Source organism: Edaphobacter acidisoli, assembly GCF_014642855.1.
Taxonomy (GTDB): Bacteria; Acidobacteriota; Terriglobia; order Terriglobales; family Acidobacteriaceae; genus Edaphobacter; species Edaphobacter acidisoli.
Map to the genome: position 1 here is coordinate 1,743,410 of NZ_BMJB01000001.1, position 16,364 is coordinate 1,759,773.

Below are 16,364 nucleotides of genomic sequence, written 5' to 3' on the forward strand. Positions count from 1 at the left end.
ACACTGAACGGCAATTACAAGATAATGTGTCCGACTAAATCCTGGATCTGAGAGTGCCCCTCAATGAAAGCCTTTACATTAGCCCTACTTTTATCCTTTGCAACTCTGACATCGAGCGCGCAGGTATCTAAGGTAAGCTTCGACGCGACCACTAAGGTATTTCGGCTTGACGGTGGCAACGTCTCCTATGTCTTCGGAGTAAATTCGCGCGGAGAACTGCAGCAGATGTATTGGGGCGGACGGCTTGGCGCAACAGACACCTTCCCTGCACCGAAGCCGAAACCGGAGTGGGCATCGTTCGACGATTCCTATACCACCACGCCGCAGGAGTATGCAGGTTGGGGCGAAGGACTTTATATCGAACCGGCACTTAAGGTCACATTTCCCGACGGCAACCGCGACCTGGTACTGCATTATGCAAGCTACAAAACCACTGAACACGGCTTCGACGTCGAACTCAAGGACATCGAGCAGCCGATCTTCGTGACGCTGCATTACTCGATGGACTCCGAGACAGGCGTTCTCGCGCGGTCGGCCACCATCGAGAATCGTGGCACCGAATCGGTAACGATCGAGCAGGCTGCAGCGGCCTCATGGGCGTTGCCAGCCGGGCATTACACATTGAATTATCTGACAGGCCGTTGGGCGGGAGAATGGACGCTGAATCAAGAGCCAATCCAACACGGCGAGCGCATCATCGAGAGTCGACGCGGTTCGACCAGTCATCAGGCGAATCCGTGGTTTGCGATCGAAGCCGGTACGCCGGATGAAGAACATGGTGAAGTCTGGTTCGGTGCACTCGGCTGGAGCGGATCCTGGCGCATCACGGTGGAGCGCGACCAGTTGGACGCAGTCCGCGTAACGGGCGGATTCAATCCCTTCGACTTTGGCTATGTCCTCCATCCAGGTCAGTCATTGGAGACTCCAATCTTCTACGGCGGCTATTCGGCACATGGGTTGGGAGGCGCATCGCGCGAACTGCACCTATTTGAGCTGAAGCACATCCTGCCACGTACAGCCTCTACGCGCGGCGCAGAGATGCCGCGCGTGCGGCCAGTACTTTATAACTCGTGGGAAGCAACCGAATTCAATGTAAACGAAGCTGGACAGATGGCTCTGGCGGAAAAGGCCGCGGCGCTTGGTGTAGATCGTTTCGTTATGGACGATGGATGGTTTGGCCAGCGCAAGAACGATCACGCAGGGCTCGGCGACTGGTATGTGAACCCCCAGAAATTTCCGCATGGTCTGAAGCCACTCATCGACAAAGTTCACTCGCTCGGAATGGATTTCGGACTCTGGGTTGAGCCTGAGATGGTCAATCCCGACTCTGATCTCTATCGCAAGCATCCTGATTGGGTCCTGCACTTCAAGGGACGTCCAGAGACTGAGCAGCGCAATCAGTTGGTGTTGAACCTTGCGCGGCCCGACGTGCGTGCTTACATCTTCGGCTTCCTCGACAAGCTACTCACCGAAAATGACATCGCCTTCCTCAAGTGGGACTACAACCGCAACTGGAGCGAACCAGGCTGGGACGCAATTCCTGCCAATGAGCAAAAGGAGGTATACGTTGCGTTCACACGCAACCTATACAGCATCCTCGCCGAGTTGCGGCAGAAGCACCCAAACGTCGAGATCGAGTCTTGCTCCGGTGGCGGCGGGCGAGTGGATCTCGGCATCCTTCGTTATACCGACGAGGTATGGCCATCGGACAATACTGACCCATTCGACCGGCTAACCATTCAGAACGGCTTTACCTACGCGTATACCCCGCAGGTCATGATGTCGTGGGTTACGGACTCGCCGCACTGGATGAACAACCGCTCGACCTCACTTGCGTATCGCTTCCTCAGCTCGATGCAGGGCTCATTGGGCATAGGGGCCAATATCAACAAATGGACGCCCGACGAAACCGCGCTGGCCAAGCGCCTGATCGCGGCCTACAAACAGGTACAGCCGACGATTGTGCGAGGCGATCTCTACCGCCTCATCTCGCCGCTCAATGGCAGCGAGTTCTCCGCAACGGAAGACGTGAACCGTGACAAATCGCAGGCAGTCATCTTCGCCTTCATCCACTCCACACAAGAGGGACGCGGATTTCCTTTGCTGAAGCTTGAGGGGCTCGATCCAAATGTCGAGTACACGCTCAGTTCCATTGAGGGCAAAGCAAGCCCTAACACTCCCACAACCGCCAGTGGCGCATGGTGGATGAATCATGGTCTGGTCATGGACCAGAGTTTCCGCGGAGATTTTCAGGCCGCAGCATTCAGGCTGGACAAGAAATAGATAACAAGGTTCGGACGAAATAGTACTTACGAAACAGTGCTGAATACACTCAGTTCCGCAAGCGCTATGCACACTGGTGAATCAGTGATCCGGAGGCGGATTTTGCTCGTAGCAACTGGCGCCGGCAACCGAATGATGCGGCAGGCTCCAATGCTTGTTCCAGTGGCAATTTGAGTCCATCCTCCACCCTGCCAAGCGTCTATGCCAAACGCTCCGATACGCTGTCCGAGCTGGATGGCTTCTCGTAACCGAATAATGGAGACCTGCTTTAGCGCACCAAACTCGAGCGTCACATTTGGCAGGGTTACCGCGTCATCAGTCGCCCAATATGTAGTTCTGCTCTCATCGACCAGATTGGAGGCTCCAAACTTTGCACTACCCCCACGCACATTTGATGGGAGAAGACGCGCAGACTTTGCGAGATCCTGGGCAAACATGCGCTGGATATTCTGACGATATTGCACCAGTGTCTTAGCATCTACATCTTCAATAAGGCCCTTCCTGTTTGGCGGAACGTTCAGCAAAAAACTGGCGCCGCGTCCGACAGATTCAAAATACAGATCCACCAACTGATCAGGAGTCTTGACCTTTGCGTTCTGGCTCTCATGCCAGAACCAACCCGGGCGGATTGAAACATCACACTCGGCGGGTTTCCACATCGAACCGTTACGCACTCCGTGCATAAGCACATCCCTGCTGCCTTCCGCGGAAGCATGCGCATCCTGTAAGCCTTCGAGCGCTGGACTAAATGTTGCCCAACAGGGGTCACCAGCAATGCCCGATTCATTCCCAACCCAACGGATGTCACCCGCCTCGCCAAAGATAACGGCTTCCGATTGCAATCGGTGGATGATCGCCAGGATCTTGTCCCATTGATAGTAGCCAGCACTGATGCTTCGCTTCTCCCGAGCGCCTCCGTAATACCCATCGCCTCCGTTGGCTCCATCAAACCACACCTCGAAGATCGGCCCATAGTTCGTCAACAGTTCAGTAATCTGCTCTCGATAGAGGGGAAGATAATCCGGAGTGCCATACTTTGCGTTCGAGCGATCCCAAGGCGAAACGTAGACTCCAAACTTGAGTCCTGCTCTTTTGGCTGCAGCGGCGATGTCACGGACGACATCTCCTTTACCATCTCGCCATCGACTGTTCCGAATACAGTGTTCCGTGGTCTTCGTTGGCCACAAACAAAACCCATCATGGTGCTTACAGGTAAGGATGACGGCCTTCATGCCGCCAGCTTTCAAATCACGAACGATGGCATCGGGATCAAACATCGTCGGGTTGAAGATGTTCGGGTCTTCATCACCGTAACCCCACTCCTTGTCAGTAAAGGTATTAACGGTGAAGTGCAGAAAGGCATAAGTCTCCAGATCATGCCATCTTAGCTGCGGCGCCGATGGTACTGCTCCATATGGAGCAGGTTCGTGAATTTTGTTTGCTCTAGCGAAGAGAGAGCCTGCACCAACAATTACAAACTGACGCCGAGATATCTCCATGGGCTCTTTCCACCATTAAATTGAAGTACTCACTTCAACGGATCGCAACTAAAGGCACAGACGCATCGCTTCAGACGGAATACTTCGCCGGGTCGCTCGTGCTGGGATGCGCCGTCTCTATGTGCCCTGCAAATCGGCGAAGAAATGCTGGAGCGACTGGAACCGTGATCTCCAGATCGAACCAATGTGAATTCGCAAGAAGCGTCCAACGATCTTCCAAAGACGCTCCTGCGGCAACCGTGTAATTTTTGCTTCCTCCATTAGTGTAGCGGTTGGCCACCAGAATGGAGCAAGGAGAAGAGCCGTGATTTGTCAGAACCAGAATTGCATCTCCTGACGTGAACTCACCGCGAACATGCGCCTCGATTAGAGCGGGATGCGCACCACTGCGGAAGTGCGCAAGATATCCATTCGGGCCATGTACCAACAGGTCATATGGATATCCAACATCATTGCGATCCCAGTAGTCGGAGAGCGTCTGTCCCGCTGAAACCGCATAGCGTCTCGGAGCGGCCCCAGGCGCGCACAGATCGTACACATAGAAAGCCGTACCAGCCTTGCCGGCATTTACGAAATCTACCCAAACCTTTCCGTTCTCTTCGCGGCACTGCGCAGCAAACTCATATGGCAGCGGCCGCGCTGGCCGGGTTCCTGACTCCTGCACTGGCATTTGCTGATTTTCGGGAACCTGGTACGGCTTATGGTGTGAATGAACCGGCTTCGGCACGCGAAATGAAACTGCACTCGTATCTGCATCTTGAGAAAAATTAAACGCCGAAGTAAGGTCTCCGCAAACAGCCCGTCTCCACTGGCTGATATTCGGTTCGTGTACACCAAAGCGGGATTCAAGGAACCTTAACACCGAGGTGTGATCAAACGTCTCCGAGCAGACCCATCCGCCTTTGCTCCACGGAGAGATCACCAGCATCGGCACACGCGGCCCTAGACCAACCGGCTGCAAGCCGCCAGGATCCGCCCCTGGGACAAGCGGCTGCATCTCGTTCGGATACTTGTTGAGATCAACAAACTCATCCTTCAAGCTCTCCACCAGGTCGTCCGATACACGACCCGATGTATTCATCGCCTGCGTATGCGGAGGCATCGGAGGGACTACGTGGTCGAAGAGTCCATCATTCTCGTCATAATTAATCAGAAAGACCGTCTTGCTCCAAACCTCAGGATTCGATGTCAGCGCCTCCAGCACAAGGTTGATGTAATAGGCCCCGTGCGTAGGCGAAGCATCTGGATGCTCACAGTATTTAAATGGCGCAACCACCCACGAGACCTGCGGCAATCTTCCCCGCTTTACGTCCCGACGCAGATCTTTGAGCGTGTGCGTTGAAACTCCGTTCCGCACCAGTGAACTCTCTGGGGACGCCCCCTCCTGCACCTGGTACTGCGCGAAAAATTCAAGGGAGTTGTCCGTGTAATTATCGGTTGGGGATCCATGAATCCCAGTGCCACCCTGATATACGCGCCAACTAATATTGTTGGCCTCAAGCCGTTCTGGATAAGTCGTCCACGTGTAGCCATTTACATTGCTACGTTCTTCAAGCGCGGGGCCATTCGGCTTTTTCCCAAGCACATTGCGTGGGTCAGATGTTCCAGTCCAGAGATAGATACGGTTGATCACCGTGTTCGCATGCGCTGAGCAGAAGTACGAATCGCACAGTGTAAATGCATCAGCCAGAGCATAGTGGAAACTCACATCCTGCCGTGTGAGATGCCCCATCGTCAGTACGTCCTGCTTCTGAGTCACCCATTGGTCCCATCTTCCGTGATTCCACGCAAGATGCCCGCTGCTCCATCCATGATCTGTTCCAGCTTGATACTCTGTCGTGCGTTTCGGATTCAGATACCACGGAAGAACATGTACGGCATCACCTGCAAGCCCACGATCGTGATAACGCTTTGTCTTAATCGACGCGGACGGCTGATACCACACTGGCTTGCCATTCGTAAGCATGTGCGGTCTGGGATCATTGAAGCCGCGCACGCCTCTCAATGAACCGAAATAGTGATCAAACGATCGGTTCTCCTGCATCAGGATCACGACATGCTCAACATCCTGAATCGATCCCGTTGCCCGATTCGCTGGAATCGCCAATGCCCTGCGAATGCTCGCTGGCATCATAGCTGATCCTGCAGCTGCTATACCCATGCGAAAGAAGTCACGACGCGTCTGCTGCTGTTTCATCTGACTCAGTATCTTCTCCTACTTCTATTGGACTCCGGCACACAAGTTCGGGAACCGCAATGCGGCTCCCGAACTTGTTCCTAGTCACATCGGCACGATCAGAAGGTCAGCCGAGCAGAGATCTGCCCGGTACGAGCCCCCTGACTACCTGTAATCTGACCAAACTTCGCCGAGGTTATGTTGAGGTTAGGATTGCTGAGATTCGTATGATTCAGCACGTTGGTGAACGTTCCCTGCAATTGCAGCTTCACGCCCTCCACAAGGGTGAACGACTTGGTCAATCCGCTGGACAGGTTGATGTAATTTGGTCCCTCGATAGAACCCGCACCAGCGTTGCCGAAGCGGCCAATCGGAGCTGGTGATCCAGCTTTGCCGTTACCCGTGGTGCAGGAACTGCCGGATGTCCAGCCGGGCTGACCAGGGCAGGTCAGCGCAGCCGGATTCAGCCAATGCAGGCGTGTGCGGCTTGACGGCTTGATCGAGACCCCCTGCACCTTGTCCGGGTACTGGTTACGCCCGGTGAGAGCGTTTCCGTTGGCGTCGCTACTGATACCCGATCCCGTACCTGAAGGATCGCTCTGTCCGCCCGGGATATAGGGTGAGAGGTACGGTCCCGTCTCCATCAGCAGAATGTTCGATATCTGCCATCCGCCGACGACCATATCTGCCAGGCGAGACATACTGCTACCGAAGGTACGTCCACGACCGAAGGGCAGGTCGTAGACCATCGTCGTGTTCCATAGGTGACGGCGGGTACCGTACACATTGCCGTAGTCGATGCTAGGCATAAGGATGGAGGTCGCACGCGATCCGCCAGTCTCTCCCGCAAATCCACTGTTGCTTGCCGGCCCTTGGTTGTCTGCCATCGCCTTGGCAAAGGTGTAGCTCGAGTCAAGCTGCAGGCCCGCGGAGTAGCGGTGAGATACCTCAATCTGACCCGAGTTGTAGTTAGAGTATGCTCCCGTGTCCCGGGTATTGATCGTGCCCCAGTTCGGGAAGCGGCGCGCGCTCAGTGGCTGGTTGTAGGCCGAAACCGTGGTGGAGAATGGCAGCGCGTTCTCGTCTGGAGCCCATACTAAGTGCTGGGTCACCGAGCCGATATAGGAAAGCCGAACTGCGTAACCGTGGCTCAATGCTCGGTCGACACTCAACGACCACTGGTAGGTATAGGGGTCCTTCCAGTTGATACTGTTCGCCGTGCCGAAGTAGTTCTGTCCATAGCACGTGGTGCAGCCTGCGCTGCCCGAACCCGCATAGATTGATGGCCACTGATAGCCAATTGCGTGCGTGGTGCTGTTATAGGTGTTGGAGTACTGCGTCGTATCCGCCTGCACCGTGCCAGTCAGCGAGTAGAAGTTGCCGCCCAGCAGGGTGATGTTATACATGCCGAAGCCGCCGCGGATCGCCGTCTTGTTGTCACTGGACGGCCGCCACGCGAAACCGAAGCGAGGCATAAAGCGCAGTTTGGGATAGTGCTTGAGTCCCGAAGGAAAGCCAGCCTGGCTAGCCGAGAGGACCGGCATACAGGGCGCGCCGTTGATCGTCGATCCCGAGGAGGAGCCGTACGGCAGGCAGGCATTCGCGCTCTGCATGAAGGGCAGAGAGATCAGATTGGAGAACCCATCCGGATAGATGACAGCGCCACTCTTCGCATAGTTGGGATCGAAGTTAGCGATATCGCCATGCGCATCATGGTAGCTCGGATGCAATTCATAGCGGATACCATAGGTGAGGGTCAGCGAAGGCGTGACTGCCCACTGGTCCTGCGCGAACGCATGATAGTGCCAGGACTGGCCATCATTGTCCTGGCTCACCACATCGTAGAACGTCTGGTACGGAAGTCCGAGGAGCAGATCGGCGAAGTCTACGCCAGTGAAGATCCCTCCACCTTGACTACTTTGAAATGAAAACGTCCCGTAATTGTCCGCCCCATTGAAGCCGAGCGGCGTAATCGCCTGGAGGCTCTGGGCGTCCACGCCAAACTTCATCTGATGCTTGCCGTGCGACCAACTCAGTGTGTTGTAGTAGTCATACGTATTGGACTGTGAGACGGAGTTCAGGCGATCTGGAGCAAAGTTGGTCAGACTGCTCGAATAATCAATCTCGGGAAGACCGTTATAAAACAGATTCTGCAGTCCATTCAGACCCAGACCATTGGTGAAGGCTGTACCGTTGAACGGATTCACATTACCCGTTTGGTAGCGGGTATAGCCGAAGCTAAATTCATCAATCACGTTCGGCGTGATCGTATAGTTTGCGCTCACCTTCAACACGCGGGAGTTGCCCGTACCCGTCGAGGCAGGTACAAGTAACGTCTGTGGATTGATCGAAGACTGGTTCTTCCATGTGTAGCGTCCCCAAAGCAGAAACTTCTGATTGCTTCCGAAATACTGGTCGGCGCGTACATCAAACTGGTTGGAACTCTGACTTTGATCTTTATTAATCTGGTAGTTTTGCGCTCCATTGTCGTCAAAAGCGGCAGTATTGCCGATGTTGGGGTCGGGGAAAAATTGCAGAAATTTCTGCGTGATCGGACTGATGCTCGGTAACGCGGTGCCGTAAGTACTGCCAGTAGATGGATCAAACAGTTGCCCCGAGTAGCCTGAAGCAGTGTATTGTGAAAAGTCGCCCTTCTTCATCGCAGCAGTGGGCACCATGTAGTTATATGTTCCCGAGTTGGGATAGCGCCACCCCTCATAGGTCCCGAAGATAAAGGTGCGGTCGTGCCCGTTGTAGAAGTGCGGAATCACGACGGGGCCGCCAAAGCTGCCACCAAAGGTGTTCGCCACCAGCTTGTTCTTCTTTAGGGTAGTCGGATAGGCATAGGGAATCGCATCGAAGGCGGCATTCTGGTGATACCAGAAGAGCGAACCATGGGGCGTATTCGTACCGCCTTTCGTAGTCACTGTAATCTCACCTGGTTGTCCGTATTCCGCGTCGTTCTGCACACCATCGGCACGCATCTCCGAGATGGATTCACTGGAGGGGAAAGCATTGCCGATGGGACTGTTGCCGGTCGCGCTCTGCACAGTGATGCCGTCTACAGAGACCTCCGTCTGGAACGGTAGGCCTCCCTGCAGGGAAAATCCGGGGCTGGAGCTACCGGCGTTGTCGGCCTGCACACCGGGTAGTGTGCCCACCACGTTCAGTGCGCTGGTGCCGCTCTGACTGGCGCGCGTATTCGTCGGCAGGTTCGAGATGCTGGTTGAGTTGTACACTGCACTGACCGATGCGTCATCGGTGTTGATCGCAGGCTCTGAGCTGGCGGAAACCTCAACAGCTTGCTGTACGTTGCCGACTTGCAACGACGCATCCACGCGAAGATCCTGGTGCACTGAAAGCGTCACGCCAGTGATCTGCCAGCCCTGGAACCCTGCTGCAGAGACCACCAGTTTGTAATGGCCAGCAGGAACATCGATAAAGTGGTAATCGCCATGTCCGTCAGTGATCGCGTTGCGCGTAATACCCTTATCGACATCGGTTAGAGTTACTGAGGCATCCGGAACCAGTGCCTCGCTCTTATCGCGAACTGTACCGATAATACTGCCCTGGATTGACTGAGCCACTACTGGACACTGGGTCACCATCATCGCAGCAGCAGCCAGGACTAGAAATCGAATTCCTGTTTTTAGTGATCGCATCATTTCCTTCGGCCTCAATCATGCAATTGGATTTGTCGAAGGCAAAGGACAGTCGGAGCGGTTCGTCTCACTGTGTCTGACTTCCTGTCACCTTTACGTGCAGCATAGTCAGCGCATCAGCGTTAGCGTTATCGCATATTGGCAAAAAGAGAATATTTTTATCGAATGTTTACCAGCGAAATCTACGAAATCGGAAATGAACGACGCTTCAGGCGCTCTGATGGCAATTCACCAAAGAGGCCTTGGTAATCGCGCGCAAACTGACTCATGTGCCAGAAGCCCCAGTTCGCAGCCGCCTGCTGCACCGACGACACGCCGGAGTTCGGATCACGCAAACAGCGTCGCACGCCATTCAGTCGCAATGTACGGAGATAGGCATTCGGATTCATCCCCATTACATCCTGAAACGCATATTGCAGCGTGCGTCGGCTGATTTGAAATCTCTGGCAGAGATCGACTACCGTAATCGTCTCATCCTGATTCTCGAGAAGGTGCTGCCGCACCTCGCGCACAATCTTGTAGTGGCTCATCTGCCTATATGGTGGACGCCCCGTCGTTTCATGCGAGCTGCAAACATCTGCCAGCGCGTCCAGCACTGCGATGCGGATACTCTCATTCGAGGAGGGGTTGGACACAATATCCGGCGTGCGCGCAGCTTCTTCCAGAATTTGCCACACCAGCCTTTGCAGTCCCATCTTCTGAACCGGCTTGATCTTAAGCAACTCGTCCTGCATAGTGCGCGGGAGCACGCTTGATTGGTTCAACGTCTGAATGTGCAGCACCAAATCTTGTCGATTCACGACAAGGCCCAGAATCTCAAAACTGTCTGGCGTCAGCAATTCAAACGGCGCGAATCCTGGCCGCATCGCGACTGTGTTCTCGCCAACCGCATACGAGCCCAGCTTGCACTGCTCCCCTCGCTCCACCGGAATCCCAAACCACCAACTCTCCGAGTTCACAATGCACGACTGCCGTAGTACATGGCTTGTCAATTCACGGAAGATCTGCATCCTTCCAACCCACAGTTCATGGATGCTCCCGGAAAAGCGCCCCGGTGTCAGCTGGTCGTACAGCTGTCGCCAACCCGTCAGGCTGTGCGCTTGGTCGTCCACATCCGTTGCCACATGCGAGTAGAACCCAGACTCTGGAAGACAAGTAGCACGAGTTGAAATGGTTTTAATAGCGTTCATGGTAGCTTGTAATAGTTGGCTGGATTTGACAGATTACGCTTCTGAATAATTCTAAAACAATACTTTATGTAATAAAAAATAATATTAAACCCAAATAAAACAAAGGTGGACAGTAGCTAGGGACTGCGAGGTGGAAGGGCTTTTGTTTGCCACATCGCTGGAACAATATTTCCCGCCTTGTCTGCCTCTACATCACTCGCATCCTTCAAGCGAATTCCAGTACCGCCTAGTACACGAGCTTCATCCAGCAAATACGCTAATTTGTATGCCGCATCACTGTAAGAAAGCCCTGCTGGTCGGATGTTCGAGATGCAATTACGATCAGCGTCAGTGCGCCCACTAAACGGTCCATATGTCAGATAAGCTCCCAAACTATCCACAGCATTCAAACCAGGTCGCTCGCCAATCAGCACAGCGACGGCTTCGGCATCACGCAGGCTACCGATTTCATCACCAAGCGCGACTCGTGCTTGTGTCGCAATCACCACATCATCCAGCTCCCAGTCTTCCAGCCTCAGCTTTAATTCACGAAGTAATGGCAGTGCATGCTGTGCCGGGGCAGGCGATGATAAGCCATCCGCTATGATCACGGAAAGGCGCTTCGTCGAGCGGGAACATTCATATAAGTCATCAATACAAGCTGCATTCAGCCGCCTGCCTAGATCGGGACGATGCAGATACTCCATCCGGTCCTTGGCCTGGCTCCGCGCGAGCCGCGTACGGAACCCGCTCCGCTCTAGCTCCTTCGCCAGATTGGCAGTATCAAGAGGTGTGTAGATAACATCCCTCGCCAGCGCATGGTCCATTCCAAAATCCAGTAATGCACGCGTAGGCAAGCTCGCACCCACTCTGCCCAGCCCAATGCGAGCGCGAGTAAATCTCGACAGTGCGCTCCAGGGGTCCGGCGATGCGATCGATCTTGTCATCTATGCCTCAAGCGAGAACGGGCTACCTGCCAGTAGGGCTTTCGCAGCAGTCTCCGACGGCATCAGCCGTCCATTCGCATCAACGACTCCCATTCTCTCCAGCCAGCGCTCAAACTCAGGAGCGCGTCGCAATCCAAGTACCTCGCGCACATACAGCGCATCATGAAACGAGGTGCTCTGATAGTTCAGCATAATGTCGTCCGCACCCGGAATACCCATGATGAAATTCACTCCAGCCACGCCTAGCAGCGTCAGCAGCGTGTCCATATCATCCTGGTCTGCCTCTGCGTGATTCGTATAACAGACGTCGCATCCCATCGGCAATCCCAGCAGCTTCCCGCAAAAATGATCTTCCAACCCAGCGCGAATGATCTGCTTGCTATCAAAGAGGTACTCCGGCCCGATGAAGCCGACCACCGTATTTACCAACAGTGGAGCGTATCTGCGCGCGACCGCGTAGGCACGCGCCTCACATGTCTGCTGATCTACACCAAAATTCGCATCTGCAGAAAGCGCGCTTCCCTGCCCCGTCTCGAAGTACATGCAGTTCTCCCCTGCAGTACCTCGCTTCAACGAAAGTGCAGCTTCATACGCCTCCTGCAATAGTCCAAGCGTGACACCAAAACTCGCGTTGGCCTTCTGCGTTCCAGCAATGGATTGAAAGACCAGATCTACCGGAGCCCCCGCTTCCATCGCCTGCATCGTATTCGTTACATGCAGCAGCACGCATGTCTGCAAAGGAGCATCGAACTTTTGTCTGAAGTTATCTAACGCCCGCAGAAGCTCGATTGCCTTCGCCGTGCTGTCGCTTGCCGGATTGATGCCAATCACTGCATCACCGCAGCCGTATAGCAACCCATCGATCGTCGAGGCCAATACGCCCTGAATGTCATCCGTCGGGTGATTCGGCTGCAAACGTACTGACATTCGCCCTGGCAGTCCGAGAGTATTGCGAAATCGCGTCACCACACAACACTTGCGTGCAGCCAGAATCAGATCCTGATTGCGCATCAGCTTTGATACGGCAGCAATCATCTCAGGCGTCAGCCCTGCGGCAACATTTGCTAACACATCTGCGTCTTGCTCGTCACTCAGGATCCATTCCCTCAGCTCGCCCACCGTAAGGTGGCGAATCGGTGCGAATGCAGCTTGATCATGCGTATCAATGATTAGCCGCGTCACGTCGTCGTCTTCGTATGGCACAACCGCTTCATTCACAAATTTTGTCAGCGGCACATCTGCCAGAGCATACCGCGCAGCGGCTCGCTCGGCATCGGACTCAGCTGCAACCCCAGCCAGCACATCACCCGACCGCAATGGACTCGCCTTCGCTAGCAGCCCTTTCAGGCTGTCGAACAAATACGTTCTACCGCGAGTTGAATGCGAAAAGCTCACAGCTTCGAGTGCTCCTCAACCACCTCAGAACTCGTCGTAATGTCCCGCTTCCCGCGCCAGCTCAGTCGCAGGGCAACATAACCGACGAGCAATAGCGCAACAAACAGCAGACCAATCAGCCGGTTATAGTAGACCAGACTTGCCAGGCAGACGCACGCTACCACCAGTGTCCATATCGGCGCGAACGGATAGAACCGCGCGCGAAACGGACGATGCAAATTCGGCTCCGTCTTGCGCAGGCGAAACAGTGACAGCATACTCACCACGTACATCACCAACGCGCCAAGCACAGACATCGTGACAATATTCGCAGTGAGCGGCTGTCCGCCAAAGCTCACCCACTTATCGCTGTAGATAGCTGCTATCCCGACCGCTCCTCCAGCCATAATTGCCATATAAGGCGTGTTGAATCGCGGGTGCACCTTCTCTAAAACCGAGGGCAAATATCCAGCACGGGCCAACGCAAATATCTGCCGCGAGTAGCCAAAGATAATTCCATGCAACGAAGCTACCAAGCCAAACAGTCCAAGCCACACAAGCATGTGCAGCCATCCGCTCTTCGCGCCAACAATAATCTTCATCGCCTGCGGTAGTGGATCGTTGATATTGGCAATCGTGCGCCAGTCGCCCACCGCACCTGCGAAGAGCATCACGCCGACAGCCAGCACCAGCAGTGTCAGAATTCCCCCGATATAGGCAATCGGAATCGAGCGCGCGGGCTTCTTCACCTCTTCGGCGGCCATCGCCACACCTTCGATGGCGAGAAAGAACCAGATTGCGAACGGCACAGCGGCAAACATTCCTGCAAACGTGATGGCAGAAAAATGATCGCGCCCAGCCCATCCGTGAGCAAGAAAGTTACTTAGCTTAAAACCAGGAGCAACCACCGCCATGAAGACCATGAGCTCAATGATTGCCAACACAGTCACAATGAACTCGAAGCTTGCGGCAATCTTGACACCGACTATGTTGATTGCCATGAAGAACAGATACGCCAGCACGGCTGCATTTCTAGGCGAAAGTCCAGGAAACTGCACATGCAGATACGCGCCAATCGCCAGCGCAATCGCCGGCGGGGCAAACACAAACTCCACCAGCGTTGCAGCCCCCGCAATATACCCGCCCGTATCTCCAAAGGCCCGCTGGGCATAGGAAAAAGGACCACCCGCGCTCGGGATTGCGGTCGTCAGCTCGGTGAAGCTAAAGATGAAGGCCGTATACATGGCCGCCACCAGAATCGTAGTGACAAGAAACCCCAGTGTCCCCGCACTCGCCCATCCGTAGCTCCAGCCAAAGTACTCACCAGAGATGACGAGCCCTACTGCGATTCCCCACAGTTGCCATGTATTCAGAGTTGCCTTCAGCTTTGCGTGTTCTTCCATGCCGCCTCACGTCCACATTATGCGGTGGTTATGCAAGCTCTGGTTATCAAGAATCGGCAATTTCTTTCATCGTGCATTGGCGTCTCGGCGAGTAAAAAAATACCTGAATTTTGCCGATTTCCGCTAACACTCCCGTTTTTCGGCTGACTATGCTGTTACCCATCGAAAGCCGGCGTCGGCCACCGCTGCGCAATTTCATGGCAGAATCGCTACCGCGTCCAATGCAGAAAATCCGCATGTTTGCCGTGCAAAACCGGCATCCAACACTCTGAAGGAGCAGAACCCATGGCAACATTGACCTCCGCACCAGCCAGCAAAGTCGCGCCGGGCGCCTACGGCTTCCCGGTCAAAATAAAACAGCAGTACGGCAATTACATCGGGGGTAAATGGACCGCGCCTATCTCCGGCTCCTACTTCGATAACGTCACACCTGTCACGGGCGAAGTTCTCTGTCAGATACCGCGTTCAAACGCTGACGACATCAATCTAGCGCTCGATGCCGCACACGCCGCAAAAGACTCCTGGGGACGTACTTCACCCGCCGAGCGTGCCCACATCCTCGAACAAATCGCCCAGCGCATGGCCGACAATCTCGAGATGCTCGCCACCGTTGAGACCTGGGACAACGGCAAGCCCATCCGCGAGACCATGGCAGCCGACCTCCCGCTGTGCATCGACCACTACCGCTATTTCGCTGGAGCTATCCGCGCGCAGGAAGGCGGCATCTCTGAGATCGATCACGACACCATCTCCTATCACTACCATGAGCCTCTCGGCGTAGTCGGCATGATTATCCCGTGGAACTTTCCGCTCCTTATGGCCGCGTGGAAACTCGCGCCAGCGCTCGCCGCAGGCAACTGCGTCGTACTCAAGCCAGCCGAACAAACTCCACTCGGCATCCTCGTCCTCGCCGAGCTGATCGGCGACCTTCTGCCCCCCGGCGTGCTTAATGTTGTCAACGGCTTTGGCCTCGAAGCGGGCAAGCCACTCGCCTCCAGCAATCGCATCGCTAAAATAGCCTTCACCGGAGAGACCACCACGGGGCGTCTCATTATGCAGTACGCCTCGCAGAACATCATCCCCGTCACACTCGAGCTCGGTGGCAAGAGCCCCAACATCTTCTTCGAAGACGTCATGCGTGAAGATGACGCCTTCTTCGACAAAGCGCTCGAAGGCTTCAGTATGTTCGCGCTTAACCAGGGCGAAGTCTGCACTTGTCCATCGCGCGCGCTTGTCCAGCAATCAATCTACGATCGCTTCATGGACCGAGCCATCGATCGCGTCAAGAAGATCAAGCGCGGCAACCCGCTAGATAGTGACACCATGATCGGTGCCCAAGCCTCAACCGAACAGATGGAGAAAATTCTCTCCTACCTGGATATCGGCAAGAAGGAAGGCGCAAAGGTCCTCACCGGTGGCAAGCGCGCTGACAATGGCCCAAGCCTTGCCAACGGCTTCTACATTGAACCCACTGTCTTTGAAGGCAACAACAAGATGCGCATCTTCCAAGAGGAGATATTCGGTCCCGTCGTCTCCGTCACCACATTCAAGGACGACGAAGAAGCGATGGCCATCGCCAACGACACGCTCTATGGCCTCGGCGCAGGCATCTGGACACGCGACCTGAACCGCGCCTACCGCTTCGGCCGCGGCATCCAGGCTGGCCGCGTCTGGACCAATTGTTACCACCTATATCCAGCCCACTCGGCCTTTGGCGGATACAAGCAATCCGGCATCGGTCGCGAAAATCACAAGATGATGCTCGACCACTACCAGCAGACGAAGAACCAGCTCGTCAGCTACAGTCCCAACGCTTTAGGATTCTTCTAAACTATCGCTTATCGGCCAGCG

9 protein-coding genes are annotated in these 16,364 nt (G+C 54.8%); 2 read left to right on the top strand and 7 right to left on the bottom strand.

Annotation, left to right across the window (positions count from 1 at the left end):
• The first annotated feature begins 63 nt into the window (after positions 1-63).
• Positions 64-2,283, top strand: coding sequence for an alpha-galactosidase (locus tag IEX36_RS07080; protein ID WP_188758551.1), 2,220 nt, complete (start codon positions 64-66; stop codon positions 2,281-2,283).
• A gap of 26 nt (positions 2,284-2,309) precedes the next feature.
• Here the strand turns inward: IEX36_RS07080 and IEX36_RS07085 are convergent, their stop codons facing one another.
• The 7 genes from IEX36_RS07085 to eat all read right to left on the bottom strand — a co-directional run bounded on the left by IEX36_RS07085 (position 2,310) and on the right by eat (position 14,513).
• Entirely contained in the window at positions 2,310-3,782 is a 1,473-nt protein-coding gene (locus IEX36_RS07085; RefSeq protein WP_188758552.1) for an alpha-L-fucosidase, read from the bottom strand.
• A gap of 70 nt (positions 3,783-3,852) precedes the next feature.
• A complete protein-coding gene (locus tag IEX36_RS07090) occupies positions 3,853-5,913 on the bottom strand; it encodes a phosphocholine-specific phospholipase C (RefSeq protein WP_229668777.1) in 2,061 nt (686 codons plus the stop codon).
• Positions 5,914-6,077: 164 nt separating this feature from the next.
• Positions 6,078-9,620: a TonB-dependent receptor gene (locus tag IEX36_RS07095; RefSeq protein WP_188758554.1), complete on the bottom strand. Its 3,543-nt coding sequence runs from the start codon at positions 9,618-9,620 to the stop codon at positions 6,078-6,080.
• Positions 9,621-9,802: 182 nt separating this feature from the next.
• Complete coding sequence (locus IEX36_RS07100; protein WP_188758555.1) at positions 9,803-10,630, bottom strand: helix-turn-helix domain-containing protein; 828 nt, start codon at positions 10,628-10,630, stop codon at positions 9,803-9,805.
• A gap of 296 nt (positions 10,631-10,926) precedes the next feature.
• The gene (gene eutC / locus IEX36_RS07105) at positions 10,927-11,736 is read right to left on the bottom strand and encodes an ethanolamine ammonia-lyase subunit EutC (protein WP_188758556.1); all 810 of its coding nucleotides are present in this window, start codon (positions 11,734-11,736) and stop codon (positions 10,927-10,929) included.
• The gene (locus IEX36_RS07110; protein WP_188758557.1) at positions 11,737-13,131 is read right to left on the bottom strand and encodes an ethanolamine ammonia-lyase subunit EutB; all 1,395 of its coding nucleotides are present in this window, start codon (positions 13,129-13,131) and stop codon (positions 11,737-11,739) included. It lies immediately after the preceding gene.
• Complete coding sequence (gene eat, locus IEX36_RS07115; RefSeq protein ID WP_188758558.1) at positions 13,128-14,513, bottom strand: ethanolamine permease; 1,386 nt, start codon at positions 14,511-14,513, stop codon at positions 13,128-13,130. Before eat ends, IEX36_RS07110 begins: the two co-directional genes overlap by 4 nt.
• A gap of 285 nt (positions 14,514-14,798) precedes the next feature.
• Between eat and adh the strand changes: the two genes are divergently transcribed.
• Positions 14,799-16,343, top strand: a complete 1,545-nt coding sequence (adh, locus tag IEX36_RS07120) for an aldehyde dehydrogenase (RefSeq protein ID WP_188758559.1) — start codon at positions 14,799-14,801, stop codon at positions 16,341-16,343.
• Positions 16,344-16,364 lie beyond the last annotated feature (21 nt).

Coding starts and splice junctions, on each gene's coding strand:
- IEX36_RS07100 (WP_188758555.1), bottom strand. CDS start 10,630: ATGCAGATCTTCCGTGAATTGACAAGCCATGTACTACGGCAGTCGTGC.
- IEX36_RS07085 (WP_188758552.1), bottom strand. CDS start 3,782: ATGGAGATATCTCGGCGTCAGTTTGTAATTGTTGGTGCAGGCTCTCTC.
- IEX36_RS07080 (WP_188758551.1), top strand. CDS start 64: ATGAAAGCCTTTACATTAGCCCTACTTTTATCCTTTGCAACTCTGACA.
- eat (WP_188758558.1), bottom strand. CDS start 14,513: ATGGAAGAACACGCAAAGCTGAAGGCAACTCTGAATACATGGCAACTG.
- IEX36_RS07095 (WP_188758554.1), bottom strand. CDS start 9,620: ATGCGATCACTAAAAACAGGAATTCGATTTCTAGTCCTGGCTGCTGCT.
- adh (WP_188758559.1), top strand. CDS start 14,799: ATGGCAACATTGACCTCCGCACCAGCCAGCAAAGTCGCGCCGGGCGCC.
- eutC (WP_188758556.1), bottom strand. CDS start 11,736: ATGACAAGATCGATCGCATCGCCGGACCCCTGGAGCGCACTGTCGAGA.
- IEX36_RS07090 (WP_229668777.1), bottom strand. CDS start 5,913: ATGCCAGCGAGCATTCGCAGGGCATTGGCGATTCCAGCGAATCGGGCA.